This is a genomic window from Escherichia sp. XD33, assembly GCF_019375075.1.
In the GTDB taxonomy this organism is placed as follows: domain Bacteria; phylum Pseudomonadota; class Gammaproteobacteria; order Enterobacterales; family Enterobacteriaceae; genus Enterobacter; species Enterobacter flexneri_A.
This window is the reverse complement of sequence record NZ_JAENDM010000013.1, coordinates 48,940-71,834: the sequence shown is the minus strand read 5'-3', so window position 1 is coordinate 71,834 and position 22,895 is coordinate 48,940. Positions and strand designations below refer to the sequence as shown.

The 22,895-nt window shown below is 50.8% G+C and carries 22 protein-coding genes; 11 read left to right on the top strand and 11 right to left on the bottom strand.

What is annotated here, in order from left to right:
• Positions 1 to 12: 12 nt before the first annotated feature.
• The 5 genes from yebS to K0778_RS10200 all read left to right on the top strand — a co-directional run bounded on the left by yebS (position 13) and on the right by K0778_RS10200 (position 6,067).
• Positions 13 to 1,296 (top strand): membrane integrity lipid transport subunit YebS, encoded by a 1,284-nt coding sequence (gene yebS / locus K0778_RS10220; protein ID WP_001207282.1) that lies wholly within the window; start codon positions 13 to 15, stop codon positions 1,294 to 1,296.
• On the top strand, positions 1,265 to 3,898 hold the full coding sequence (yebT, locus tag K0778_RS10215) for a lipid-binding membrane homeostasis protein YebT (RefSeq protein ID WP_001297532.1): 2,634 nt from the start codon (positions 1,265 to 1,267) through the stop codon (positions 3,896 to 3,898). The genes yebS and yebT overlap by 32 nt, the downstream gene beginning before the upstream one ends.
• Positions 3,899 to 3,977: 79 nt before the next feature.
• Positions 3,978 to 5,417, top strand: a complete 1,440-nt coding sequence (gene rsmF, locus K0778_RS10210; RefSeq protein WP_000057022.1) for a 16S rRNA (cytosine(1407)-C(5))-methyltransferase RsmF — start codon at positions 3,978 to 3,980, stop codon at positions 5,415 to 5,417.
• A 117-nt stretch (positions 5,418 to 5,534) separates the two neighbouring features.
• Positions 5,535 to 5,771, top strand: a complete 237-nt coding sequence (locus tag K0778_RS10205; protein ID WP_001295499.1) for a YebV family protein — start codon at positions 5,535 to 5,537, stop codon at positions 5,769 to 5,771.
• Positions 5,772 to 5,875: 104 nt separating this feature from the next.
• The gene (locus tag K0778_RS10200; RefSeq protein WP_001296140.1) at positions 5,876 to 6,067 is read left to right on the top strand and encodes a YebW family protein; all 192 of its coding nucleotides are present in this window, start codon (positions 5,876 to 5,878) and stop codon (positions 6,065 to 6,067) included.
• On the opposite strand, the gene pphA is transcribed toward K0778_RS10200, so the two are convergent.
• From pphA to yobA, 4 genes are all read right to left on the bottom strand, one after another.
• Positions 6,068 to 6,724 (bottom strand): protein-serine/threonine phosphatase, encoded by a 657-nt coding sequence (pphA, locus tag K0778_RS10195; protein WP_000812724.1) that lies wholly within the window; start codon positions 6,722 to 6,724, stop codon positions 6,068 to 6,070. It lies immediately after the preceding gene.
• A gap of 394 nt (positions 6,725 to 7,118) precedes the next feature.
• On the bottom strand, positions 7,119 to 7,460 hold the full coding sequence (locus K0778_RS10190; RefSeq protein ID WP_000976472.1) for a YebY family protein: 342 nt from the start codon (positions 7,458 to 7,460) through the stop codon (positions 7,119 to 7,121).
• A 12-nt stretch (positions 7,461 to 7,472) separates the two neighbouring features.
• Positions 7,473 to 8,345 (bottom strand): copper homeostasis membrane protein CopD, encoded by an 873-nt coding sequence (gene copD, locus K0778_RS10185; protein WP_000879294.1) that lies wholly within the window; start codon positions 8,343 to 8,345, stop codon positions 7,473 to 7,475.
• 3 nt (positions 8,346 to 8,348) lie between these two features.
• Positions 8,349 to 8,723, bottom strand: a complete 375-nt coding sequence (yobA, locus tag K0778_RS10180) for a CopC domain-containing protein YobA (protein ID WP_000168747.1) — start codon at positions 8,721 to 8,723, stop codon at positions 8,349 to 8,351.
• Positions 8,724 to 8,861: 138 nt separating this feature from the next.
• Here yobA and holE point away from each other — a divergent pair, with 138 nt between their 5' ends.
• The 3 genes from holE to exoX all read left to right on the top strand — a co-directional run bounded on the left by holE (position 8,862) and on the right by exoX (position 10,536).
• Positions 8,862 to 9,092 (top strand): DNA polymerase III subunit theta, encoded by a 231-nt coding sequence (gene holE, locus K0778_RS10175; RefSeq protein ID WP_000916763.1) that lies wholly within the window; start codon positions 8,862 to 8,864, stop codon positions 9,090 to 9,092.
• 101 nt (positions 9,093 to 9,193) lie between these two features.
• Positions 9,194 to 9,850 carry a carbon-nitrogen hydrolase family protein YobB gene (yobB, locus tag K0778_RS10170; RefSeq protein ID WP_000011657.1) on the top strand — a complete coding sequence of 219 codons (657 nt, stop codon included), beginning with the start codon at positions 9,194 to 9,196 and terminating at the stop codon, positions 9,848 to 9,850.
• Positions 9,851 to 9,873: 23 nt separating this feature from the next.
• Positions 9,874 to 10,536, top strand: a complete 663-nt coding sequence (gene exoX, locus K0778_RS10165; protein ID WP_063084778.1) for an exodeoxyribonuclease X — start codon at positions 9,874 to 9,876, stop codon at positions 10,534 to 10,536.
• Here exoX and ptrB read toward each other — a convergent pair.
• The 4 genes from ptrB to yebG form a co-directional block, all read right to left on the bottom strand.
• Positions 10,533 to 12,593, bottom strand: a complete 2,061-nt coding sequence (gene ptrB / locus K0778_RS10160; protein WP_000936967.1) for an oligopeptidase B — start codon at positions 12,591 to 12,593, stop codon at positions 10,533 to 10,535. The genes exoX and ptrB overlap by 4 nt on opposite strands.
• Positions 12,594 to 12,801: 208 nt before the next feature.
• Positions 12,802 to 13,461: a tellurite resistance TerB family protein gene (locus K0778_RS10155; protein ID WP_000024745.1), complete on the bottom strand. Its 660-nt coding sequence runs from the start codon at positions 13,459 to 13,461 to the stop codon at positions 12,802 to 12,804.
• Positions 13,462 to 13,787: 326 nt separating this feature from the next.
• Positions 13,788 to 14,144: a protein YebF gene (gene yebF / locus K0778_RS10150; protein WP_001295500.1), complete on the bottom strand. Its 357-nt coding sequence runs from the start codon at positions 14,142 to 14,144 to the stop codon at positions 13,788 to 13,790.
• 66 nt (positions 14,145 to 14,210) lie between these two features.
• A complete protein-coding gene (yebG, locus tag K0778_RS10145; protein WP_000257738.1) occupies positions 14,211 to 14,501 on the bottom strand; it encodes a DNA damage-inducible protein YebG in 291 nt (96 codons plus the stop codon).
• A gap of 133 nt (positions 14,502 to 14,634) precedes the next feature.
• On the opposite strand from yebG, the gene purT reads away from it, so the two are divergent.
• On the top strand, positions 14,635 to 15,813 hold the full coding sequence (gene purT, locus K0778_RS10140) for a formate-dependent phosphoribosylglycinamide formyltransferase (RefSeq protein WP_000173509.1): 1,179 nt from the start codon (positions 14,635 to 14,637) through the stop codon (positions 15,811 to 15,813).
• A 55-nt stretch (positions 15,814 to 15,868) separates the two neighbouring features.
• Here the strand turns inward: purT and kdgA are convergent, their stop codons facing one another.
• The 3 genes from kdgA to zwf form a co-directional block, all read right to left on the bottom strand.
• A complete protein-coding gene (kdgA, locus tag K0778_RS10135) occupies positions 15,869 to 16,510 on the bottom strand; it encodes a bifunctional 4-hydroxy-2-oxoglutarate aldolase/2-dehydro-3-deoxy-phosphogluconate aldolase (RefSeq protein ID WP_000800512.1) in 642 nt (213 codons plus the stop codon).
• A gap of 36 nt (positions 16,511 to 16,546) precedes the next feature.
• Positions 16,547 to 18,358 (bottom strand): phosphogluconate dehydratase, encoded by a 1,812-nt coding sequence (gene edd / locus K0778_RS10130; protein ID WP_063084779.1) that lies wholly within the window; start codon positions 18,356 to 18,358, stop codon positions 16,547 to 16,549.
• 234 nt (positions 18,359 to 18,592) lie between these two features.
• On the bottom strand, positions 18,593 to 20,068 hold the full coding sequence (gene zwf / locus K0778_RS10125) for a glucose-6-phosphate dehydrogenase (protein WP_000301727.1): 1,476 nt from the start codon (positions 20,066 to 20,068) through the stop codon (positions 18,593 to 18,595).
• A 337-nt stretch (positions 20,069 to 20,405) separates the two neighbouring features.
• Between zwf and hexR the strand changes: the two genes are divergently transcribed.
• Both hexR and pyk read left to right on the top strand, forming a co-directional pair.
• Positions 20,406 to 21,275, top strand: coding sequence for a DNA-binding transcriptional regulator HexR (gene hexR / locus K0778_RS10120; protein ID WP_021823808.1), 870 nt, complete (start codon positions 20,406 to 20,408; stop codon positions 21,273 to 21,275).
• A 127-nt stretch (positions 21,276 to 21,402) separates the two neighbouring features.
• Complete coding sequence (gene pyk, locus K0778_RS10115) at positions 21,403 to 22,845, top strand: pyruvate kinase (RefSeq protein WP_000091148.1); 1,443 nt, start codon at positions 21,403 to 21,405, stop codon at positions 22,843 to 22,845.
• Positions 22,846 to 22,895: the final 50 nt, after the last annotated feature.

Genomic DNA, 22,895 nt, shown 5'->3' with positions numbered 1-22,895 from the left:
ATTTGGCACGTCATGGCTCTTAACACACCACAAATTACGCCGACAAAAAAGATAACAGTGAGGGCAATCGGCGAGGAACTGCCGCGTGGTGATTACCAACGTTGCCCGCAATGTGACATGCTGTTTAGCCTGCCCGAGATAAATTCTCATCAAAGTGCCTATTGTCCGCGCTGTCAGGCAAAAATTCGTGACGGGCGCGACTGGTCGCTAACGCGCCTGGCGGCAATGGCCTTCACCATGCTGTTGCTTATGCCGTTTGCCTGGGGCGAACCGCTGTTGCATATCTGGCTGTTAGGCATTCGTATTGACGCCAACGTTATGCAAGGCATCTGGCAAATGACCAAACAGGGCGATGCGATAACGGGGTCGATGGTCTTTTTCTGCGTTATTGGTGCCCCGCTCATTCTGGTGACCTCCATAGCTTATTTATGGTTTGGTAACCGACTGGGAATGAATTTACGTCCGGTACTGCTGATGCTTGAGCGACTTAAAGAGTGGGTAATGCTCGATATCTACCTGGTCGGCATTGGCGTTGCTTCTATAAAGGTACAGGATTATGCCCATATCCAGGCTGGTGTCGGCTTGTTCTCTTTTGTGGCGTTGGTGATTTTAACGACGGTGACGTTGTCACATCTTAATGTCGAAGAACTGTGGGAGCGATTTTATCCGCAGCGCCCCGCTACGCGTAGGGACGAGAAACTTCGTGTCTGTCTTGGGTGCCATTTTACCGGCTATCCAGATCAGCGTGGTCGCTGCCCGCGTTGCCATATCCCGCTACGCCTGCGTCGCCGTCATAGTCTGCAAAAATGCTGGGCGGCGCTGTTAGCGTCAATCGTTTTATTGTTACCTGCCAACCTGTTGCCTATTTCTATCATTTATCTGAACGGAGGACGGCAGGAAGATACAATTCTTTCCGGAATTATGTCGCTGGCAAGTAGCAACATTGCGGTTGCAGGAATCGTGTTTATCGCCAGTATTCTGGTACCGTTTACTAAAGTGATCGTCATGTTCACTTTACTGTTGAGCATTCATTTTAAATGCCAGCAAGGTTTACGCACACGCATTCTGTTACTGCGGATGGTGACCTGGATTGGTCGCTGGTCGATGCTCGACCTGTTTGTCATATCTTTAACCATGTCGCTGATTAATCGCGATCAGATCCTCGCTTTTACTATGGGACCGGCTGCGTTTTATTTCGGCGCAGCGGTAATTTTGACTATTCTTGCTGTGGAATGGCTGGACAGCCGCTTACTTTGGGATGCACATGAGTCAGGAAACGCCCGCTTCGACGACTGAAGCGCAGATTAAAAATAAACGCCGTATCTCACCTTTCTGGCTGCTGCCGTTCATCGCGCTAATGATTGCCGGTTGGCTGATTTGGGACAGTTATCAGGACCGGGGTAATACCGTCACCATCGACTTTATGTCGGCGGATGGTATTGTCCCGGGCCGTACGCCTGTTCGTTATCAGGGCGTTGAAGTCGGAACAGTGCAGGATATCAGCCTCAGCGACGATCTTCGTAAGATTGAAGTCAAGGTCAGCATCAAGTCCGATATGAAAGATGCGCTGCGCGAAGAGACTCAGTTCTGGCTGGTGACGCCAAAAGCATCGTTGGCAGGTGTCTCCGGGCTGGACGCCCTCGTCGGTGGTAACTATATCGGCATGATGCCAGGTAAAGGTAAAGAGCAGGATCACTTTGTCGCACTCGATACCCAACCGAAATATCGACTGGACAATGGCGATCTGATGATCCACCTGCAAGCCCCCGATCTCGGTTCGCTGAACAGCGGTTCATTGGTCTATTTCCGCAAGATCCCTGTGGGAAAAGTCTACGACTATGCCATCAATCCCAACAAGCAAGGCGTGGTGATTGATGTCCTGATCGAGCGGCGTTTTACCGATCTGGTGAAAAAAGGTAGCCGTTTCTGGAACGTTTCCGGCGTTGATGCCAATGTCAGTATCAGTGGCGCGAAGGTGAAACTGGAAAGTCTGGCGGCACTGGTTAACGGTGCGATTGCCTTCGATTCACCTGAAGAGTCGAAACCTGCCGAGGCGGAAGATACCTTTGGTCTGTATGAAGATCTGGCCCACAGCCAGCGTGGCGTAATAATAAAACTGGAACTGCCGAGTGGGGCAGGATTAACCGCCGACTCGACGCCATTAATGTATCAGGGACTGGAAGTCGGACAGCTAACTAAACTGGATTTAAATCCTGGTGGTAAAGTCACTGGGGAAATGACAGTTGATCCCAGCGTCGTTACCCTGCTTCGTGAAAATACCCGCATCGAATTACGTAATCCGAAATTATCCCTTAGCGATGCCAATCTCAGCGCCCTGCTGACTGGCAAAACCTTCGAGTTGGTACCCGGCGATGGCGAGCCACGCAAAGAGTTCGTTGTTGTGCCAGGCGAAAAAGCACTGCTGCATGAACCTGATGTTCTGACGCTGACCCTGACCGCGCCGGAAAGTTACGGTATTGATGCTGGTCAGCCGCTCATTCTTCACGGCGTGCAGGTAGGCCAGGTTATCGATCGTAAACTCACCAGCAAAGGCGTCACCTTTACCGTCGCCATCGAGCCTCAGCATCGCGAACTGGTAAAAGGCGATAGCAAATTTGTCGTCAACAGCCGTGTCGATGTGAAGGTGGGGCTGGATGGCGTTGAGTTTCTCGGTGCCAGCGCCTCAGAATGGATCAATGGCGGGATACGTATTCTGCCGGGCGATAAAGGTGAGATGAAAGCCAGCTATCCACTGTATGCCAATTTGGAAAAAGCGCTGGAGAACAGCCTTAGCGATTTACCCACCACAACCGTGAGTTTGAGTGCAGAGACGCTGCCGGATGTGCAGGCAGGATCGGTAGTGCTGTACCGTAAATTTGAAGTTGGTGAAGTGATTACCGTGCGTCCGCGAGCTAACGCGTTTGATATCGATCTGCATATTAAGCCGGAGTATCGCAACCTTCTGACCAGCAATAGCGTGTTCTGGGCAGAAGGCGGGGCGAAAGTTCAGCTGAATGGTAGTGGCCTGACCGTACAGGCATCCCCGCTCTCCAGAGCATTAAAAGGGGCTATTAGCTTCGATAACCTCAGTGGTGCCAGCGCCAGTCAGCGTAAAGGCGACAAACGTATTCTGTATGCTTCCGAAACAGCGGCCCGTGCGGTTGGTGGGCAGATTACGCTTCACGCTTTCGATGCCGGAAAACTGGCGGTCGGGATGCCAATTCGCTATCTCGGTATTGATATCGGGCAAATCCAGACGCTGGATCTGATTACCGCGCGCAATGAAGTACAGGCAAAGGCGGTGCTCTATCCGGAATATGTCCAGACCTTTGCTCGCGGTGGTACGCGCTTCTCAGTGGTCACACCGCAAATTTCGGCAGCTGGCGTTGAGCATCTAGATACTATCCTCCAGCCGTATATCAACGTCGAACCAGGCCGGGGCAATCCTCGCCGCGACTTTGAATTACAAGAGGCCACCATTACTGATTCGCGTTACCTGGATGGCTTAAGCATTATTGTTGAAGCGCCGGAAGCCGGTTCGTTAGGTATTGGTACGCCTGTGCTGTTCCGTGGTCTGGAAGTCGGTACGGTTACAGGAATGACGCTGGGGACATTGTCAGATCGCGTGATGATTGCGATGCGCATCAGTAAACGCTATCAACACCTGGTGCGTAACAATTCCGTCTTCTGGTTGGCATCGGGTTACAGTCTGGACTTTGGTCTGACGGGCGGCGTAGTGAAAACCGGCACCTTTAACCAGTTTATCCGTGGCGGCATCGCCTTCGCCACGCCTCCGGGTACGCCACTGGCACCGAAAGCCCAGGAAGGCAAACACTTCCTGTTGCAGGAAAGTGAACCGAAAGAGTGGCGTGAATGGGGAACTGCGCTTCCCAAATAATGCCCACTGCTCCGGCGTGCCTGCGCCGGAGCGTTTATGCTAAACTGCGCGCCTGTTTTTTTGCCAGTGGTACATGCTCGTGGCCCAACACACCGTTTATTTCCCGGACGCCTTTCTGACACAAATGCGCGAAGCGATGCCTTCGACGCTCTCATTTGATGATTTTCTTGCCGCCTGTCAGCGCCCGTTGCGCCGCAGCATTCGCGTTAATACGCTGAAAATCTCCGTTGCTGATTTCCTGCAATTAACCGCTCCTTATGGCTGGACGCTTACGCCAATTCCGTGGTGTGAAGAAGGTTTCTGGATTGAACGCGACAATGAAGATGCATTGCCATTGGGTAGTACCGCCGAGCATTTAAGCGGCCTGTTTTATATTCAGGAAGCCAGTTCAATGTTGCCCGTTGCCGCCTTGTTTGCTGACGATAATGCACCACAGCGGGTGATGGATGTCGCAGCTGCGCCAGGCTCCAAAACGACGCAAATTGCCGCGCGGATGAATAACGAAGGGGCAATCCTTGCCAATGAGTTTTCCGCCAGTCGGGTAAAAGTGTTACATGCCAATATCAGCCGCTGTGGCATCAGTAATGTTGCGCTCACACATTTTGATGGCCGCGTGTTTGGTGCGGCAGTGCCAGAAATGTTCGATGCCATTTTGCTGGACGCTCCCTGCTCTGGCGAAGGCGTGGTGCGTAAAGATCCCGATGCGCTAAAAAACTGGTCACCAGAAAGCAATCAGGAAATCGCAGCTACACAACGGGAGCTTATCGACAGCGCCTTTCATGCATTACGTCCTGGTGGTACGCTGGTTTACTCGACCTGTACCTTAAACCAGGAAGAAAACGAAGCCGTTTGCCTGTGGCTGAAAGAGACTTACCCCGACGCAGTAGAGTTTTTACCACTTGGCGATCTCTTCCCTGGTGCAAACAAAGCGCTGACCGAAGAAGGCTTTTTGCATGTTTTCCCACAAATTTACGACTGCGAAGGCTTCTTCGTTGCTCGTCTGCGTAAAACTCAGGCGATCCCCGCCTTACCCGCCCCCAAATACAAAGTGGGCAATTTCCCGTTCAGCCCGGTGAAAGATCGCGAAGCCGGACAAATTCGTCAGGCGGCTGCAAGTGTTGGCTTAAACTGGGATGGAAACCTGCGACTCTGGCAACGCGACAAAGAACTGTGGTTGTTCCCGGTGGGCATTGAAGCCCTGATCGGTAAAGTCCGATTTTCTCGCTTGGGGATTAAACTTGCCGAAACGCACAACAAAGGTTATCGCTGGCAGCATGAAGCAGTTATTGCCCTTGCCACCCCCGACAATGTGAACGCTTTTGAACTGACACCGCAGGAAGCGGAGGAGTGGTATCGCGGGCGCGATGTTTACCCGCAAGCCGCGCCAGTGGCGGATGACGTGTTGGTTACTTTCCAGCATCAACCGATTGGTTTAGCCAAACGGATTGGTTCGCGATTGAAAAACAGCTATCCGCGTGAACTGGTGCGCGATGGGAAACTTTTTACCGGTAACGCCTGACAGCGCACAAAAAAAGCGCACTTTTTGACTGGCACATTCGGCTGCCTCAACTAGGCTGAAAAATGGTGCGATCGGACTGGTCGTACCACAACCGGCAGCTAAATGGAGAGCACGAAGATGAAAACCAGTGTGCGCATAGGCGCTTTTGAAATCGACGACGGCGAATTACACGGTGAATCGCCGGGTGATCGAACATTAACCATTCCTTGTAAATCTGACCCCGATTTATGTATGCAACTGGATGCCTGGGATGCTGAAACCAGTATCCCTGCCCTGCTAAATGGCGAACACTCTGTCCTTTACCGTACCCGTTACGATCAACAATCTGATGCCTGGATTATGCGTCTTGCCTGATCCAAAAAGAACCCGTCGGCATGGCGGGTTATTTGTCCTGGTTATTCCCCCGTTGTAAAATCTCTCCTAAACTTAACGGTACGGCACCACACTTCGGGGATGAAATGTTCGCGCTGGTACTTTTTGTTTGCTACCTGGATGGCGGTTGTGAAGATATCGTTGTGGATGTCTACAACACGGAACAGCAGTGTCTTTATTCTATGAGCGATCAACGGATCCGCCATGGCGGTTGTTTTCCGATTGAGGATTTTATAGATGGTTTCTGGCGACCTGCACAGGAGTATGGTGATTTTTAATTATTGCAATTGCACAAGAGTCAGTTCGCCCCCAAAGACAGCACCTGTATCAATATAATGCAGGTTGCCAATATCCACGCGATGGCGCAACGGTGTATGACCAAACCAGAAATGATCAGCACCTGTAATTCCCTGCCCTTTTTGGCGTTCACCTAATCGCGAGCGGCTCCACAAGACCTGATGCAAATCAACGTCCTTTTGCCATTCATAAACATCATCTGGATAATCGGCATGAGCAATAACATGTTTGCCGGTGCGACTATGTACTTCAAGAATAAAGGGCAAATGCTGACATTTTTCCAGCGCCGTTTTCGCTTGTTTCTGTTGATTATCTGCCAGCGCAATAAACCAGTCGCCGCCATTCATCAACCACAAAGACATCTGCTGGGATGCCAGCGCATCCATCGCCATCTGTTCATGATTGCCTCTTACCGCACAAACCCAATGTTGTTCCAGTAACTGCAGACAACGTAAACTTTGCGGCCCACGATCGATAACGTCTCCCACTGAGATAAGTAAATCTCGCCACGGATCAAAACGACAATGCCATAATTTGCGGCGCAACTGCTCAAGACAACCGTGTATATCGCCAGAAAGCCAGATATGTCGCCATTGATGACCCGCAATTCTCTGATAAACGGGCGCAGGCTGTTTCATCAATATTTTCCTCCCGCGCTAAAGATCACATAATCTTAACAAGAATGTTAAAAAACGCTGGACTCAGACAGTAGAGTGTGTGTTATGGTTGACTATAAAGTCAGCGAAGGAAATGCTTCTGGCTTTTAACAGATAAAAAGAGACCGAACACGATTCCTGTATTCGGTCCAGGGAAATGGCTCTTGGGAGAGAGCCGTGCGCTAAAAGTTGGCATTAATGCAGGCTTAGTTGCCTTGCCCTTTAAGAATAGATGACGACGCCAGGTTTTCCAGTTTGCGTGCAAAATGGTCAATAAAAAGCGCGGTAGTCATCAGCTTAAATGTTAAAAACCGCCCGTTCTGGTGAAAGAACTGAGGCGGTTTTTTTATTGGAAATCAAAAGGCTATTTAGGTAATTAACAGAGTTTTTCAGCTCGTTCTATAAACGGTGCCAGACTCATTTTTTCGCCGGGATTGTTAGGATCATCAATCTGAATCACCGAAATCGGCTGGGCTTTAGTCTTCCCACTGGCAACTTCCTTTTGTGCGATATCGTTTAAAGGATACTGCACGAGGGTACTTGGGTTGATGACATACAAAGCATTACCCGGTCGGCAAGTCAGCATCACCTCTTCGCGATTAAACGCCCATTTGTCTTTACCCACTTCAAAACGGCTGACGGTAATCACCTGCGGTGCCGCCAGCGCCGCTGCAGAACTGGTGAGTAACAGAAACGCCAGAATACTTTTTTTCATCATTTTCGTAATCCATCAAAAAGGTTCGAGAGTCGCAAGCAGGCTGATGATCACCAGTACTACCGCACCTATCGCCCATTCGAGTTTAGTCATCCACACAAACAAGGGTGCCGCACGATCTTCATCCTGCCTCATGCGCGGTACAAGAACATAACGATTAGCCAGCGCAATGACCACCATAATCATCACCAGGATGGCTTTGAGCAATAAGAGTTGGCCCCAGTAAGTCGTAAGCGTGGGGGGAAATCCGGTAATCAACAATGCATTAAGCACGCCGCTTGCCAGTACGCCGATCACCGCAAAATGCCCGCACCAGGAAAAACGCATCAGCGCCTGAATAGTCTGGTGTCGCCAACGGCCTTTGATGAGTTGCATACACCAGAGCACCGGCAGTAATCCCCCAAACCACGCCGCCGCACAAATCAGGTGAATCGCGTGATTAGTCTGATGGATTTTCTCCGTTACCCCTTCATTCAGCGTCGCATGCCCCACTCCCGCCAGCAGAAAAAATTGCGCGGTAGTGAGCATAAACAGCAAACGTGGCATATTCCGCGGTTGCATAAGGGCGACGATCAACGTTACGAGGGCGAGAACAATTTGCCATAACCAGACGCCACCAAACTGCGTTTGTAAAACAGCCTGCCAAATGTTTGGCGAAAATACATCTGTCCATCCCGTTCCCATCAACCCGCCCTGAACGGCGAGCATTGCAGTGGCACTGATCAAACTCCAGACGGCAGCGTGCTGTTGTAAACGCAGAAAACGCTTCGCCAGCAAACGACGAATCGTTAAGGGGGCCAGCCAGGCACCGTACATTGCGAAGCCAAAAACCAGCATCAGCGAGGTGAAATGGATAAATCGCAGCGCGATCCAGGTAAACGCCAGCATGATTTATTTCACGCTAAAGGTGTAGTGTCCTTTCGTTTTATGCCCGTCCACCGAAACAACATGCCAGTCAACGGTGTAGGTTCCGGGTTTCAGCGAATCGGCCAGTGGAACAATCAGTTGCTTTTGGTCCTGCTCATTTCGCTTCGCCGGTAATGTTTTAATATTTTCGTTTTTTGGCCCCGTGATTTTTGCACCACTGAATCCTGTTTCCACACCTTCCGAGAAGTTTAAAGTGATTGCCTGCGGTGCAGCTGTCACTTGCGCGTTTGCCGCAGGATACTGATGCGTTAAATGCGCATGTGCCCAGACGGAAGGTGTCACCAACGAAGTGGTCAGGATTGCCAGCGCGTAGCGAAGGGAGCGTGCAGTTGAAGCCATATTATCTATTCCTTTTTGTAATAACTTTTTTACAGAGCATAACCTTGTCTAATGTCTGAGTCGAGGATCATCAATTCCGGCTTGCCATCCTGGCTCACTCTTAGTAACTTTTGCCCGCGAATGATGAGGAGATTAAGAATGCTGAAGAATCTGGCTAAACTGGATCAAACAGAAATGGATAAAGTGAATGTCGATTTGGCGGCGGCCGGGGTGGCATTTAAAGAACGCTACAATATGCCGGTGATCGCTGAAGCGGTTGAACGTGAACAGCCTGAACATTTGCGCAGCTGGTTTCGCGAGCGGCTTATTGCCCACCGTTTGGCTTCGGTCAATCTGTCACGTTTACCTTACGAGCCCAAACTTAAATAAAACTTATACAGGGTTACACTTTCTTACATAACGCCTGCTAAATTATGAGTATTTTCTAAACCGCACCCATAATTTGCAGTCATTTTGAAAAGGAAGTCATTATGTCGTTCTGGAAAGTTGCAGCAGCGCAATATGAGCCTCGTAAAACCTCACTCACCGAACAGGTAGCTCATCATCTGGAGTTTGTGAGGGCCGCCGCCAGGCAACAATGTCAGCTGTTAGTTTTTCCATCGCTTTCTTTACTGGGGTGTGATTATTCGCGACGTGCCCTTCCTGCCCCACCCGATCTCTCACTGTTAGACCCGCTTTGTTATGCCGCAACGACCTGGCGAATGACCATCATTGCCGGCCTTCCCGTTGAATATAACGATCGCTTTATTCGTGGAATTGCGGTGTTCGCACCGTGGCGAAAAACGCCTGGGATCTACCATCAGAGTCATGGTGCATGTCTGGGCCGTCGTTCCAGAACCATCACGGTGGTCGATGAACAACCGCAAGGTATGGATATGGACCCGACCTGTTCACTGTTTACGACAGGGCAATGTCTGGGAGAACCCGACCTGCTGGCGTCGGCCCGTCGCTTACAATTTTTTTCACATCAGTACTCGATTGCTGTGCTGATGGCAAATGCCCGTGGTAACAGTGCACTATGGGATGAATATGGTCGTCTCATCGTTCGCGCCGATCATGGTTCATTATTGTTAGTCGGTCAGCGTTCATCACAGGGTTGGCAAGGCGATATCATTCCATTACGCTAGGCTTTTTCGGCCTGGAGCATGCCATGTTGCGCATTATCGATACAGAAACCTGCGGTTTGCAGGGAGGGATCGTTGAGATTGCCTCTGTTGATGTCATTGACGGAAAAATCGTCAACCCCATGAGCCACCTGGTGCGCCCCGATCGTCCTATTAGTCCACAAGCGATGGCGATTCATCGCATCACCGAAGCCATGGTCGCCGATAAACCGTGGATTGAAGATGTGATCCCACACTATTACGGCAGTGAATGGTATGTCGCGCACAACGCCAGCTTTGACCGCCGCGTACTGCCTGAGATGCCCGGTGAGTGGATTTGCACCATGAAACTGGCCCGTCGCTTGTGGCCAGGAATCAAGTACAGCAATATGGCGTTATATAAAACACGGACGCTCAATGTACAGACGCCGCCGGGCCTGCATCATCACCGCGCGTTGTATGACTGTTATATCACCGCCGCGTTGCTTATCGATATTATGAACACCTCCGGCTGGACGGCAGAACAGATGGCCGATATCACCGGACGTCCGTCGTTGATGACGACCTTCACCTTTGGCAAATACCGTGGCAAAGCGGTTTCCGACGTTGCCGAACGCGATCCGGGCTATCTGCGCTGGTTATTTAATAACCTGGACAGCATGAGCCCGGAGCTGCGTTTAACACTGAAACATTATCTGGAAAATACTTAATCCGCAGGCGTAGCGGGTAATGTTCCCTGCGCCAGCGCGACCAGAAAAGCATATTCCATCGCTACGCCTTCGTACGATTTAAAGCGACCAGATTTACCGCCATGGCCTGAGTCCATGTCGGTACAGAGCAATAAAAGATGGTCATCGGTTTTCAGCTCGCGCAATTTAGCGACCCATTTTGCCGGTTCCCAATATTGCACCTGAGAATCGTGCAAACCGGTCGTTACCAGTAAATGCGGATAAGCCTGTGCGGTGACGTTGTCATACGGGCTGTAGCTTTTCATGTACTCGTAATATTGCGGATCCTGCGGGTTACCCCACTCTTCAAACTCACCAGTGGTAAGAGGAATTGATTCATCAAGCATCGTTGTTACAACATCAACAAACGGTACCTGGGCGATAACGCCGTGGAATAATTCCGGGCGTTGATTAATTGCAACGCCCATCAACATGCCCCCCGCACTCCCGCCCATCGCATAACAAAGCGAAGGAGAGCCATAGCCCAGTTTTAACAATGCATCGCAGGCATCAAGATAATCATTAAACGTATTTTTCTTCTTCAGAAATTTTCCGTCTTCGTACCATTGTTGCCCCAGCTCACCACCGCCGCGAACATGGACAATGGCGTAGACAAAGCCACGATCTAATAAACTCAAGCGGCTAAAACTGAAATCGGCATCAATACTTGCGCCGTAAGAACCATAGCCATACACCAGCAACGGGTTGTGTCCTTTGCGAAAATGTTTGCGATGGTAGACCAACGAAACCGGAACTTCGACGCCATCACGGGCGACTATCCACAGGTGTTCACTGCGGTAATTCGCCGCATCAAAACCGGGCACTTCTGTTTGTTTTAATACACGACGCTCACCGGTATCCATATCCAGTTCAAACAAAGTGTCTGGTGTGGTCATGGAAGAATAACCATAACGCAATCGCGCGGTTTCAGGTTCTGGATTGTAGGCAATCCAGGTCACATAGGCTGGATCATCAAAGGCAATACCAATGACTTCCCGGGTCTTGCGGTTAATTTGGCGCAAACTGGTTAACCCGCGCTGACGCTCTTCAACCACCAGCCAGTCGGTAAACAGCGTAAACCCTTCCAGCATGATGTTTTCGCGTGGCGGAATTAACTCTTCCCACTGTTGCTCATCACGCATACGGGTACGGTATAAGCCAAAGTTTTTGCCGTGGCGGTTGGAACGCAGATAAAAACGATGCTGGTAGTGATCAAGGCTGTATTCGTGATCTTTGCGGCGCGGCAGAAAAACAAACGGCTCGGCATCGGCCATTTCCGCGTCCAGCAGGCGAACTTCACTGGTGGTGGCGCTGGCCAAATGAATAACTACATAGTGCTTCGAGGTCGTTTTATGCAGGCTGACGTAATAGGTATCGTCTTTTTCTTCGTAAATCAGTTTATCTTGCGATGCTGGCGTACCGATGGCGTGACGCCAGACCTGATAAGGCAGCAGCGTCACCGGATGCTTGCGAACATAGTAGAAAGTCCAGGAGTCATTTGCCCAGACAAAGCTGGGTTCAACGTTATCCAGCAGTTCCGGGTACCAGTTACCTGTTTCCAGATTACGAAAACGAATGCCGTACTGGCGTCGGGAAAGAAAATCTTCTGCCAGCGCCATGATGGTGTTATTGGGCGTAATCGCCATTCCGCCCATCGAATAAAACTCACTATGAGCTGCGCGCTTATTGGCATCGAGCAATGTTTCCCACTCATCCCACTCTTCACTGAATGCCGATTGACGCTGGTAGATAGCATATTCACAGCCTGGTTCATAAATATGCCGATAGCGGTAGCCATTTTTGATGTAGGGCGCAGAAACTTCTCGTTGCGGAATGCGGTCGATGATTTCCTTTAAGATGCGATCCTGCAAGGCTTGTTGTGAGGCCATCACCCGATGACCGTAACTATTTTCTTGTTGCAGGTAGTCCAGGACTTCTGGCTGAGAACGCGTATCGTCCCGCAGCCAGTAGTAATTATCGATGCGCGTATCGCCATGAAGCGTCATGGCGTGGGGAATGCGGGCGGCTTTTGGTAGCATGTTATTGTTCTTTCTGGTTGAAACATCTTATAAGGGTGGCAAAACTCACCGGGGATGCAAGCGAAACAGGGTCGTCATTGCTTAGATGATGACAGGTAATGGCGCGGATATCGAATGTTATGCAGACAGAGAAAATCAGCCTGTTCAAATGGCTGTGCGGTTCTGGATAGCCCGAAATAGTCAACTTCAGGCTATCCAGAGAGCGGAATTATTCCGCCAAAGTGCGTTTTTGCTGTTCGAGATCGCGTTCAATGCCGTCACGAACATCCTGGGGGATTTTCAGCGCGTCACCCAGTGCATTCAGGTAACTGCGTTCCATAAAATGGTCAATATCAATAGCCGCGCAACTCAGGAAATAGATTTCCAGCGCCTCTTCTTCATTGCGGACCCCGGTAGCCAGGCGTTGTGGATCCAGCGGTTGTTCGATTGCCTGCTCAATGAGTACACGCCCCTGCTCTTCCACGCCGGCTTCACGCAATTGCTGGTCGATTGCCGCACGTTCTTTGGCATCAATATGACCATCACTTTTAGCGGCAAAGACCAGCGCAAGGATCAAACGTTCCGTACGCTCATCCAGCGGCGTACTTTGCGCGCCAAACTGCGGTTCGTCCTGATGCGCCGCGCGAATTTTATCTTTGTATTTATTCCACAGCACCGTACCCGCTACCGCTCCGCCGCCAACCAGTAACGCGTTGGTGCCATATTTCGTAAGAAGTTTACGTGCTGATTTATTTGCGACCAGCAGCCCAGCCAGTCCGCCTAATGCGCCTGGCACTAACAGTTTGCCCAATCCCTGATCCGCAGACGAGGAGGTAGAAGAACTGCTTTGCCCAAGCAGGGATTGCAGTTGATTTAACCAGTTAGCCATATTTGCTCCTCAATAACCATTTTTAGTGCCTGTAGCATAGCGGATGAGGATGTCAGAAAATGTATATCGAGACAAAAGATGCGCAAATAAGCGGGGCGGTAGGCCGTTATTCAAAGAAATTCGCGCCAGGTAAGGTATTTACTGTATATCAGGTGATAAGGGTATTTTAGGTGAAAGTAGTTTGTCGTTTTGAGTGGCATTGTTTGATGCTGATTGCCCGATGCGACGCTGTTGCGTCTTCTCAGGCCTACGATTGTGGTGCGTTCTGGGGCGGACAAGGCACTCGCGCCGCATCCGCCAACGGTCAATCGAATTATCAGAAGCCATTAACGCCGCTGATATTCCGCCATTCCCGCTTTGCAGTCCACGCTGACCTGGTAATGAATATCGGCACTTTTACCACGCACGGTTAGCGGTACTGACCATTTATCATCTTTACCCTGAATGTCCTGCAAACTGACCCAAGCCACGGGATCGGCCTGACCGACAATTTTTTGATCATCTGCCCAGCGCGCCACGCGATTTTGTTGATAATCACGTTTTACGCTCGCGGCAATTCCGGCAGCATCCAGACCTTCACACTTTGGGAAAGTGACCGACTTGCTGGTTTCATTATTGGCAGCGAAAACTGATGCGCAGGCAGAAACCAACAACAGCCCTAAAAACGCCCCTCTTTTTTTCATGTTTTTCTCCATAGCACAATGATTCAGGAGAAAGCATGGTACAAATTGTCAGGAGCGCAAGTTGCTTCAGGCCGCGTGTGAGGCATCTTCCTCTTCGGATTCAGCACCGACGACCTGTGGGGACGGTAATTTGCCGGTTTTCAGAATGGTGCTCAGCACATCTTTTTGTTCTGCCAGCCATAGCGAAAGGGCTTCACGTTGCTCGTCTTCCATTTGCACTGGAGAATTTGTCAGCCAGGTGTCAAGCAGATCCGCCGTATCAAGCATTTTATCATAAGCATCGGCTTCCTTTTTGCTGGTAAACGACATTTTCTCTTCGCCCTCACGAATGACTACGTATTTAACTTCAACCGCCATTTGCAGCCTCTCATAATAACTGTGATTTTATACAGTATATTTCTTTTCGGTTGAGAAATCAACATCAGCAATAAAGACACGCGCAAACGTTTTCGTTTATACTGCGCGCGGAATTAATCAGGGGATATTCGTTATGACGTTATTAGGCACTGCGCTGCGTCCGGCAGCAACTCGCGTGATGTTATTAGGCTCCGGTGAACTGGGTAAAGAAGTGGCAATCGAGTGTCAGCGTCTCGGCGTAGAGGTGATTGCCGTCGATCGCTATTCCGACGCACCAGCCATGCATGTCGCGCATCGCTCCCATGTCATTAATATGCTTGATGGTGATGCATTACGCCGTGTGGTTGAACTGGAAAAACCACATTATATCGTGCCGGAGATCGAAGCTATTGCCACCGATATGCTGATCCAACTTGAAGAGGAAGGACTGAATGTTGTCCCCTGCGCTCGCGCAACGAAATTAACGATGAATCGCGAGGGTATCCGTCGCCTGGCGGCAGAAGAGCTGCAGCTGCCCACTTCCACTTATCGTTTTGCCGATAGCGAAAGCCTTTTCCGCGAGGCGGTTGCCGCCATTGGCTATCCCTGCATTGTAAAACCGGTGATGAGCTCTTCCGGCAAGGGGCAGACGTTTATTCGCTCTGCAGAGCAACTTGCTCAGGCATGGGAATACGCTCAGCAAGGCGGTCGCGCCGGAGCGGGCCGCGTAATTGTTGAAGGCGTCGTTAAGTTTGACTTCGAAATTACCCTGCTAACCGTCAACGCGGTGGATGGCGTCCATTTCTGTGCACCAGTAGGTCATCGCCAGGAAGATGGCGACTACCGTGAATCCTGGCAACCACAGCAAATGAGCCCGCTTGCCCTTGAACGTGCGCAGGAGATTGCCCGTAAAGTGGTGCTGGCACTGGGCGGTTATGGGTTGTTTGGTGTCGAGCTATTTGTCTGTGGTGATGAGGTGATTTTCAGTGAGGTCTCCCCTCGTCCACATGATACCGGGATGGTGACGTTAATTTCTCAAGATCTCTCAGAGTTTGCCCTGCATGTACGTGCCTTCCTCGGACTTCCGGTTGGCGGGATCCGTCAGTATGGTCCTGCAGCTTCTGCCGTTATTCTGCCACAACTGACCAGTCAGAATGTCACGTTTGATAATGTGCAGAATGCCGTAGGCGCAGATTTGCAGATTCGTTTATTTGGTAAGCCGGAAATTGATGGCAGCCGTCGTCTGGGTGTTGCGCTGGCGACCGCTGAGAGTGTTGTTGACGCCATTGAACGCGCGAAGCACGCCGCCGGACAGGTAAAAGTACAGGGTTAAACCCGGCAAAAAAACGCTACAAAAATGCCCGATCCTCGATCGGGCATTTTGACTTTTACAGCTTAGCGCCTTCTACAGCTTCACGCGCCAGCTTAGTAATGCGGTCGTAATCGCCCGCTTCCAGCGCATCTGCCGGAACCAGCCAGGAACCACCGATGCACAGCACGCTTTTCAGCGCCAGGTAGTCACGGTAGTTAGCCGGAGAAATACCACCCGTCGGGCAGAAACGGACCTGGGAGAACGGACCCGCGATCGCCTGCAGGGCTTTCACGCCGCCGTTAGCTTCAGCCGGGAAGAATTTGAACTCTTTCAAACCGTAGTCCATACCCAGCATCAGTTCGGAAACAGTGCTGATCCCCGGAATCAGAGGAATAGTCCCTTCGGTAGCAGCTTTCAGCAGCGGCTCGGTCAGACCCGGGCTAATTGCGAACTGTGCACCCGCTTCAGTGACTTCTGCCAGCTGCTGTGGATTCAGCACCGTACCGGCACCCACAATCGCTTCAGGCACTTCTTTGGCGATAGCACGGATAGCGTCAACTGCACACTCGGTACGCAGAGTCACTTCCAGAACGCGCACCCCACCAGCAACCAACGCTTTTGCCATCGGCACCGCGTGTTCCAGTTTTTTTACCACGATAACCGGTACAACCGGGCCGGTGGTCAGGATTGATTCTGCACTTGTTTTCCAGTTTTTCATCAGAGTTTTCTCTCGCCTGATTACAAATTTGTCGTCTTAAAAAGTGATACAGGTTGCGCCCTGTTCGGCACCGGACAGTTTTTCACGCAAGGCGCTGAATAATTCACGTCCTGTTCCCACGCGTGACGCGCTCAGGTCAGGAATGTGCGGTTCGCGAGCAGCCAGTTCCGCTTCGTCTACCAGCAGCGTCAGTTCGCCTGTCTGTCCATTCACACGAATGATGTCCCCGTCGCGCACTTTTGCCAGCAGCCCGCCATCGTAGGCTTCTGGTGTTACGTGGATAGCTGACGGCACTTTACCTGAAGCGCCGGAGAGTCGTCCATCGGTAACTAACGCAATTTTGAAACACCGGTCCAATAATACACCAAGTGGCGGCATGAGTTTATGTAATTCTGGCATTCCGTTCGCTTTTGGCCCCTGATGACGGACAACAACGACACAATCGCGGTCCAGCAAACCCGCTTCAAAGGCCGGCATAACGTCATGCTGGCTTTCAAAAACAACCGCTGGCGCTTCAATCACCTGGTTCTCAACCGGCACGGCAGAGGTTTTCATAACCGCACGGCCCAGGTTACCGCTTAACACTTTTGTCCCACCATGATGAGAGAAAGGTTGTTCGAAGGAAGCGATCACATTGCCGTCGAGTGATTTTTCCGCCCCTTCCCGCCAGTCCAGTTCACCATTATTCAGCCATGGTTCAAGCGTATAACGAGACAGACCAAAGCCTGCCACCGTATTGACATCTTCATGCAGCAGACCTACTTTGAGCAGTTCACGCACCAGAACCGGTACGCCACCTGCCGCCTGGAAGTGGTTAATATCGGCCGGACCGTTCGGGTAGAGACGTGCCATCAGCGGTACAACATCAGAAAGGTCAGAGAAGTCATCCCAGTTAATCTGAATACCGGCCGCGCGCGCCATCGCCACCAGGTGCATGGTGTGGTTAGTGGAACCACCGGTCGCCAGCAGTGCAACAATACCGTTCACCACCACTTTCTCATCGATCATCTTACCGATCGGCATCCATTCATTACCATTACCGGTCATGCGTGTAACCTGACGCGCAGCGGCAGCGGTCAAAGCATCGCGCAGCGGAGAGTCCGGATGAACAAAAGAAGAGCCTGGCAACTGCATCCCCATAAACTCCACCACCATCTGGTTGGTGTTGGCAGTACCGTAGAAAGTACATGTTCCCGGCGCATGATAAGACGCGGCTTCTGACTCCAGTAGGGCCATGCGGTCCACTTTACCTTCGGCATAAAGCTGGCGAATACGCACTTTTTCTTTATTTGGCAAACCGCTTGCCATCGGTCCAGACGGTACAAACACCGCAGGCAAATGACCAAACGACAGGGCTGCCATCGTCAGACCCGGGACAATCTTGTCGCACACCCCGAGGAACAGAGCACCATCAAACATGTTATGGGACAGCCCGACCGCCGCAGACATCGCTATCACTTCGCGGCTTAGCAGCGACAATTCCATTCCATCCTGCCCCTGGGTGACACCATCACACATCGCCGGAACACCGCCCGCAACCTGACCAACCGCATTCGCTTCATGCAGGGCTTTACGAATGATTTCTGGATAGTGTTCATAAGGCTGGTGCGCGGAGAGCATGTCGTTATAGGAGGTGATGATGGCGATATTGTTACGCAACATGCTTTTCAAAGAGGCTTTGTCTTCTGGCTGGCAGGCAGCGAAACCGTGTGCCAGGTTACCGCATGCCAACTGCGAACGATGAACGGTCGACGTTTTCGCTTGTTCTATCCGGGCGAGATAAGCAGAGCGAGTCTCGCGCGAACGTTCAATGATTCGATTTGTTACGCGTAACATTTGTGGATTCATAAAGGCTCCTGAAATTGAGTTGTCAGAGCAGGATGATTCACAACGCGTTTCATTCAGAGGATTTATGAGTGAAACGCCTGTAACCGGAGCTCATAGGGCAAAAACGTTTCAGTCAGTGTAATAAAAAAAGCCTCGTGGGTGAATCCGCACGAGGCCTGAAAGTGTAAAAATTGTTCTACAATCTGCGCAAGATCATGTTACCGGTAAAATAACCATAAAGGATAAGCGCAGATATTACTCAAACTCATTCCAGGAACGACCATCACGGGTAATCATCGCCACCGAGGCAACGGGTCCCCAGGTTCCGGCCTGATACGGTTTCGGCGCATCATTGTCCATCGCCCACGCCTCAGTAATGGAGTCTACCCATTTCCAGGCTTCTTCCACTTCATCACGACGTACAAACAGTGCCTGAATACCACGCATGGTTTCCAGCAGCAGACGTTCATAGGCATCCGCCAGATGCGTCTGATTAAAGGTTTCTGAATAGCTCAGATCCAGCTTGGTGATTTGCAGGTTATGTTTGTGGTCAAGGCCAGGAACTTTATTCAGTACCTGGATATCCACGCCTTCATCAGGTTGCAGACGGATAGTCAGTTTATTCTGCGGCAGATCCTGCCACGACTCTTTAAACAGATTCAGTTCAGGTGTTTTGAAATAGACCACGACTTCAGAACATTTGGTCGGCAGACGTTTACCAGTACGCAGGTAGAATGGCACACCGGCCCAGCGCCAGTTATCAATGTCGACGCGGATCGCCACGAAGGTTTCTGTATTGCTGCTCTTGTTCGCGCCCTCTTCTTCCAGATATCCCGGCACTTTTTTGCCCTGGGCGAAGCCCGCAGTATATTGCCCACGTACGGTTTTTTCGCGTACGTTGGAGCGGTCGATGCGGCGCAGGGACTTCAGTACTTTCACTTTTTCATCGCGGATGCTGTCTGCGCTCAGGTCAGATGGCGGAGACATCGCAATCATGCAGAGAATTTGCAGCAGGTGGTTTTGGATCATATCGCGCATCTGACCGGCTTTATCAAAATAGCCCCAGCGCCCTTCGATCCCCACTTCTTCTGCCACGGTAATCTCAACATGATCAATGGTGCGATTGTCCCAGTTATTCACAAACAGGGAGTTAGCAAAACGCAGCGCCAACAGGTTCAGCACCGTTTCTTTACCAAGATAGTGGTCGATACGGTAAACCTGGCACTCCTCGAAGTATTCGCCAACCTGATCATTGATTTCCTGCGAGGTCGCCAGCGACGTCCCCAGCGGTTTCTCCATGACTACGCGTGCCGGTTTAGCATTCAGTTTAGCCTCGCCAAGCCCTTTGCAAATTGCGCCAAAAGTGCTGGGCGGCATGGCAAAGTAGTTAATGGTGATACGATTTTTTTGATCCAGCATCGCGCCGAGACGGCTGAATGCAGCAGTGTCATTGACATCGAGATTACAAAAATCCAGACGTGCACTCAGGGTGTCCCATAAACCTTCATCAATGGTTTCTTTCATGAAAGTTTCGAGCGCCTCGCGGACAACTTTGGTATATGCCGCTTTATCCCAGTCAGCACGCCCTACGCCGATAATCCGGGTGTCCGGGTTGAGCTGACCGGCTTTTTCCAGTTGATACAGGGAAGGCAGCAATTTACGACGCGCAAGGTCGCCTTTCGCGCCGAAAATGACCAGGTCACAGGCCTGGGCTGTTTGCGTTACCGCCATGTCATTCTCCTTAAGTTAACTAACCCGGTACTTAAGCCAGGGTATACTTGTAATTTTCTTACGGTGCACTGTACTGCTTTTACGAGCTTGCGAAAACTGTAAACGCTTATCCACCCGTGCGATTACGGGAAAAGCGCGCAAAGTGCGGCAAAACTGATAAAAAAATCATCGTTTTCCATTGGGTAAAAATCTGACACTGATCATGTTATGAAAAAAAATAACAACTTTTTTATCTGCTTTTGTCATTAACACGGCACACAGGCGTAATATCTGACAAAACTGCATTTCGATTTCTTTCAGTGCGGAAATCGTCATTACCCGTGAGTCTCTTTACATCATGAATATGCTGGAAAAAATCCAGTCTCAGCTGGAACATTTGAGCAAATCAGAGCGCAAAGTTGCCGAGGTCATTCTGGCTTCGCCCGATAACGCGATCCATTCGAGTATTGCTGCTATGGCACTGGAAGCCAATGTTAGCGAACCGACGGTGAATCGTTTCTGTCGCAGCATGGACACGCGCGGTTTTCCTGATTTTAAACTTCATCTGGCACAGAGTCTGGCGAATGGCACTCCCTATGTTAATCGCAATGTCAATGAAGATGACAGCGTTGAATCATACACAGGGAAAATATTTGAGTCCGCAATGGCAACGCTTGATCATGTCCGTCATTCACTGGATAAATCTGCCATCAACCGCGCCGTCGACTTGCTCACTCAGGCAAAAAAAATCGCCTTTTTCGGATTAGGCTCTTCAGCCGCCGTTGCCCACGATGCGATGAATAAGTTCTTTCGTTTTAATGTTCCGGTGGTGTACTCCGATGATATCGTGCTGCAACGCATGAGTTGTATGAATTGTAGCGACGGAGACGTGGTGGTGCTGATTTCTCACACTGGAAGAACAAAAAATCTGGTCGAGCTGGCGCAGCTGGCACGCAAAAACGACGCCATGGTGATTGCCCTCACCTCTGCGGGTACCCCGCTCGCCCGGGAAGCAACGCTGGCAATTACCCTCGACGTACCGGAAGATACTGACATTTATATGCCCATGGTTTCTCGACTTGCACAGCTGACCGTGATAGATGTGCTGGCGACAGGATTTACTTTGCGACGCGGTGCAAAATTCAGAGATAACTTGAAGCGGGTCAAAGAAGCGCTGAAGGAATCGCGTTTTGATAAGCAGTTACTTAATTTAAGTGACGATCGCTAAAAACGACTGTCACTGTCCTAATCTTATACGACATCCGAATGAGATTAATTTATCGCCATCGCGGCGTTATTTCATTCGGATTTCATGTTCAAGCAACACCTGGTTGTTTCAGTCAACGGAGTATTACATGTCCAGAAGGCTTCGCAGAACAAAAATCGTTACCACGTTAGGCCCAGCAACAGATCGCGATAATAATCTTGAAAAAGTTATCGCGGCGGGTGCCAACGTTGTACGTATGAACTTTTCTCACGGCTCGCCTGAAGATCACAAAATGCGCGCGGATAAAGTTCGTGAGATTGCCGCAAAACTGGGGCGTCATGTGGCTATTCTGGGTGACCTCCAGGGGCCCAAAATCCGTGTATCCACCTTTAAAGAAGGCAAAGTTTTCCTCAATATTGGGGATAAATTCCTGCTCGACGCCAACCTGGGTAAAGGTGAAGGCGACAAAGAAAAAGTCGGTATCGACTACAAAGGCCTGCCTGCTGACGTCGTGCCTGGTGACATCCTGCTGCTGGACGATGGTCGCGTCCAGTTAAAAGTACTGGAAGTTCAGGGCATGAAAGTGTTCACCGAAGTCACCGTCGGTGGTCCCCTCTCCAACAATAAAGGTATCAACAAACTTGGCGGCGGTTTGTCGGCTGAAGCGCTGACCGAAAAAGACAAAGCAGACATTAAGACTGCGGCGTTGATTGGCGTAGATTACCTGGCTGTCTCCTTCCCACGCTGTGGCGAAGATCTGAACTATGCCCGTCGCCTGGCACGCGATGCAGGATGTGATGCGAAAATTGTTGCCAAGGTTGAACGTGCGGAAGCCGTTTGCAGCCAGGATGCAATGGATGACATCATCCTCGCCTCTGACGTGGTAATGGTTGCACGTGGCGACCTCGGTGTGGAAATTGGCGACCCGGAACTGGTCGGCATTCAGAAAGCGTTGATCCGTCGTGCGCGTCAGCTAAACCGAGCGGTAATCACGGCGACCCAGATGATGGAGTCAATGATTACTAACCCGATGCCGACGCGTGCAGAAGTCATGGACGTAGCAAACGCCGTTCTGGATGGTACTGACGCTGTGATGCTGTCTGCAGAAACTGCCGCTGGGCAGTATCCGTCAGAAACCGTTGCAGCCATGGCGCGCGTTTGCCTGGGTGCGGAAAAAATCCCGAGCATCAACGTTTCTAAACACCGTCTGGACGTTCAGTTCGACAATGTGGAAGAAGCTATTGCCATGTCAGCAATGTACGCAGCTAACCACCTGAAAGGCGTTACGGCGATCATCACCATGACCGAATCGGGTCGTACCGCGCTGATGACCTCCCGTATCAGCTCTGGTCTGCCAATTTTCGCCATGTCGCGCCATGAACGTACGCTGAACCTGACTGCTCTCTATCGTGGCGTTACGCCGGTGCACTTTGATAGCGCTAATGACGGCGTAGCAGCTGCCAGCGAAGCGGTTAATCTGCTGCGCGATAAAGGTTACTTGATGTCTGGTGACCTGGTGATTGTCACCCAGGGCGACGTGATGAGTACCGTGGGTTCTACTAATACCACGCGTATTTTAACGGTAGAGTAAGTACGTTGCCGGATGCGGCGAAAACGCCACATCCGGCCTACAGTTCAATG

Coding starts and splice junctions, on each gene's coding strand:
- yebF (WP_001295500.1), bottom strand. CDS start 14,144: ATGAAAAAAAGAGGGGCGTTTTTAGGGCTGTTGTTGGTTTCTGCCTGC.
- kdgA (WP_000800512.1), bottom strand. CDS start 16,510: ATGAAAAACTGGAAAACAAGTGCAGAATCAATCCTGACCACCGGCCCG.
- yebT (WP_001297532.1), top strand. CDS start 1,265: ATGAGTCAGGAAACGCCCGCTTCGACGACTGAAGCGCAGATTAAAAAT.
- K0778_RS10155 (WP_000024745.1), bottom strand. CDS start 13,461: ATGGCTAACTGGTTAAATCAACTGCAATCCCTGCTTGGGCAAAGCAGT.
- yebG (WP_000257738.1), bottom strand. CDS start 14,501: ATGGCGGTTGAAGTTAAATACGTAGTCATTCGTGAGGGCGAAGAGAAA.
- purT (WP_000173509.1), top strand. CDS start 14,635: ATGACGTTATTAGGCACTGCGCTGCGTCCGGCAGCAACTCGCGTGATG.
- pyk (WP_000091148.1), top strand. CDS start 21,403: ATGTCCAGAAGGCTTCGCAGAACAAAAATCGTTACCACGTTAGGCCCA.
- yobB (WP_000011657.1), top strand. CDS start 9,194: ATGTCGTTCTGGAAAGTTGCAGCAGCGCAATATGAGCCTCGTAAAACC.
- zwf (WP_000301727.1), bottom strand. CDS start 20,068: ATGGCGGTAACGCAAACAGCCCAGGCCTGTGACCTGGTCATTTTCGGC.
- hexR (WP_021823808.1), top strand. CDS start 20,406: ATGAATATGCTGGAAAAAATCCAGTCTCAGCTGGAACATTTGAGCAAA.
- copD (WP_000879294.1), bottom strand. CDS start 8,345: ATGCTGGCGTTTACCTGGATCGCGCTGCGATTTATCCATTTCACCTCG.
- ptrB (WP_000936967.1), bottom strand. CDS start 12,593: ATGCTACCAAAAGCCGCCCGCATTCCCCACGCCATGACGCTTCATGGC.
- pphA (WP_000812724.1), bottom strand. CDS start 6,724: ATGAAACAGCCTGCGCCCGTTTATCAGAGAATTGCGGGTCATCAATGG.
- exoX (WP_063084778.1), top strand. CDS start 9,874: ATGTTGCGCATTATCGATACAGAAACCTGCGGTTTGCAGGGAGGGATC.
- edd (WP_063084779.1), bottom strand. CDS start 18,358: ATGAATCCACAAATGTTACGCGTAACAAATCGAATCATTGAACGTTCG.
- yebS (WP_001207282.1), top strand. CDS start 13: ATGGCTCTTAACACACCACAAATTACGCCGACAAAAAAGATAACAGTG.
- yobA (WP_000168747.1), bottom strand. CDS start 8,723: ATGGCTTCAACTGCACGCTCCCTTCGCTACGCGCTGGCAATCCTGACC.
- K0778_RS10205 (WP_001295499.1), top strand. CDS start 5,535: ATGAAAACCAGTGTGCGCATAGGCGCTTTTGAAATCGACGACGGCGAA.
- holE (WP_000916763.1), top strand. CDS start 8,862: ATGCTGAAGAATCTGGCTAAACTGGATCAAACAGAAATGGATAAAGTG.
- K0778_RS10190 (WP_000976472.1), bottom strand. CDS start 7,460: ATGATGAAAAAAAGTATTCTGGCGTTTCTGTTACTCACCAGTTCTGCA.
- K0778_RS10200 (WP_001296140.1), top strand. CDS start 5,876: ATGTTCGCGCTGGTACTTTTTGTTTGCTACCTGGATGGCGGTTGTGAA.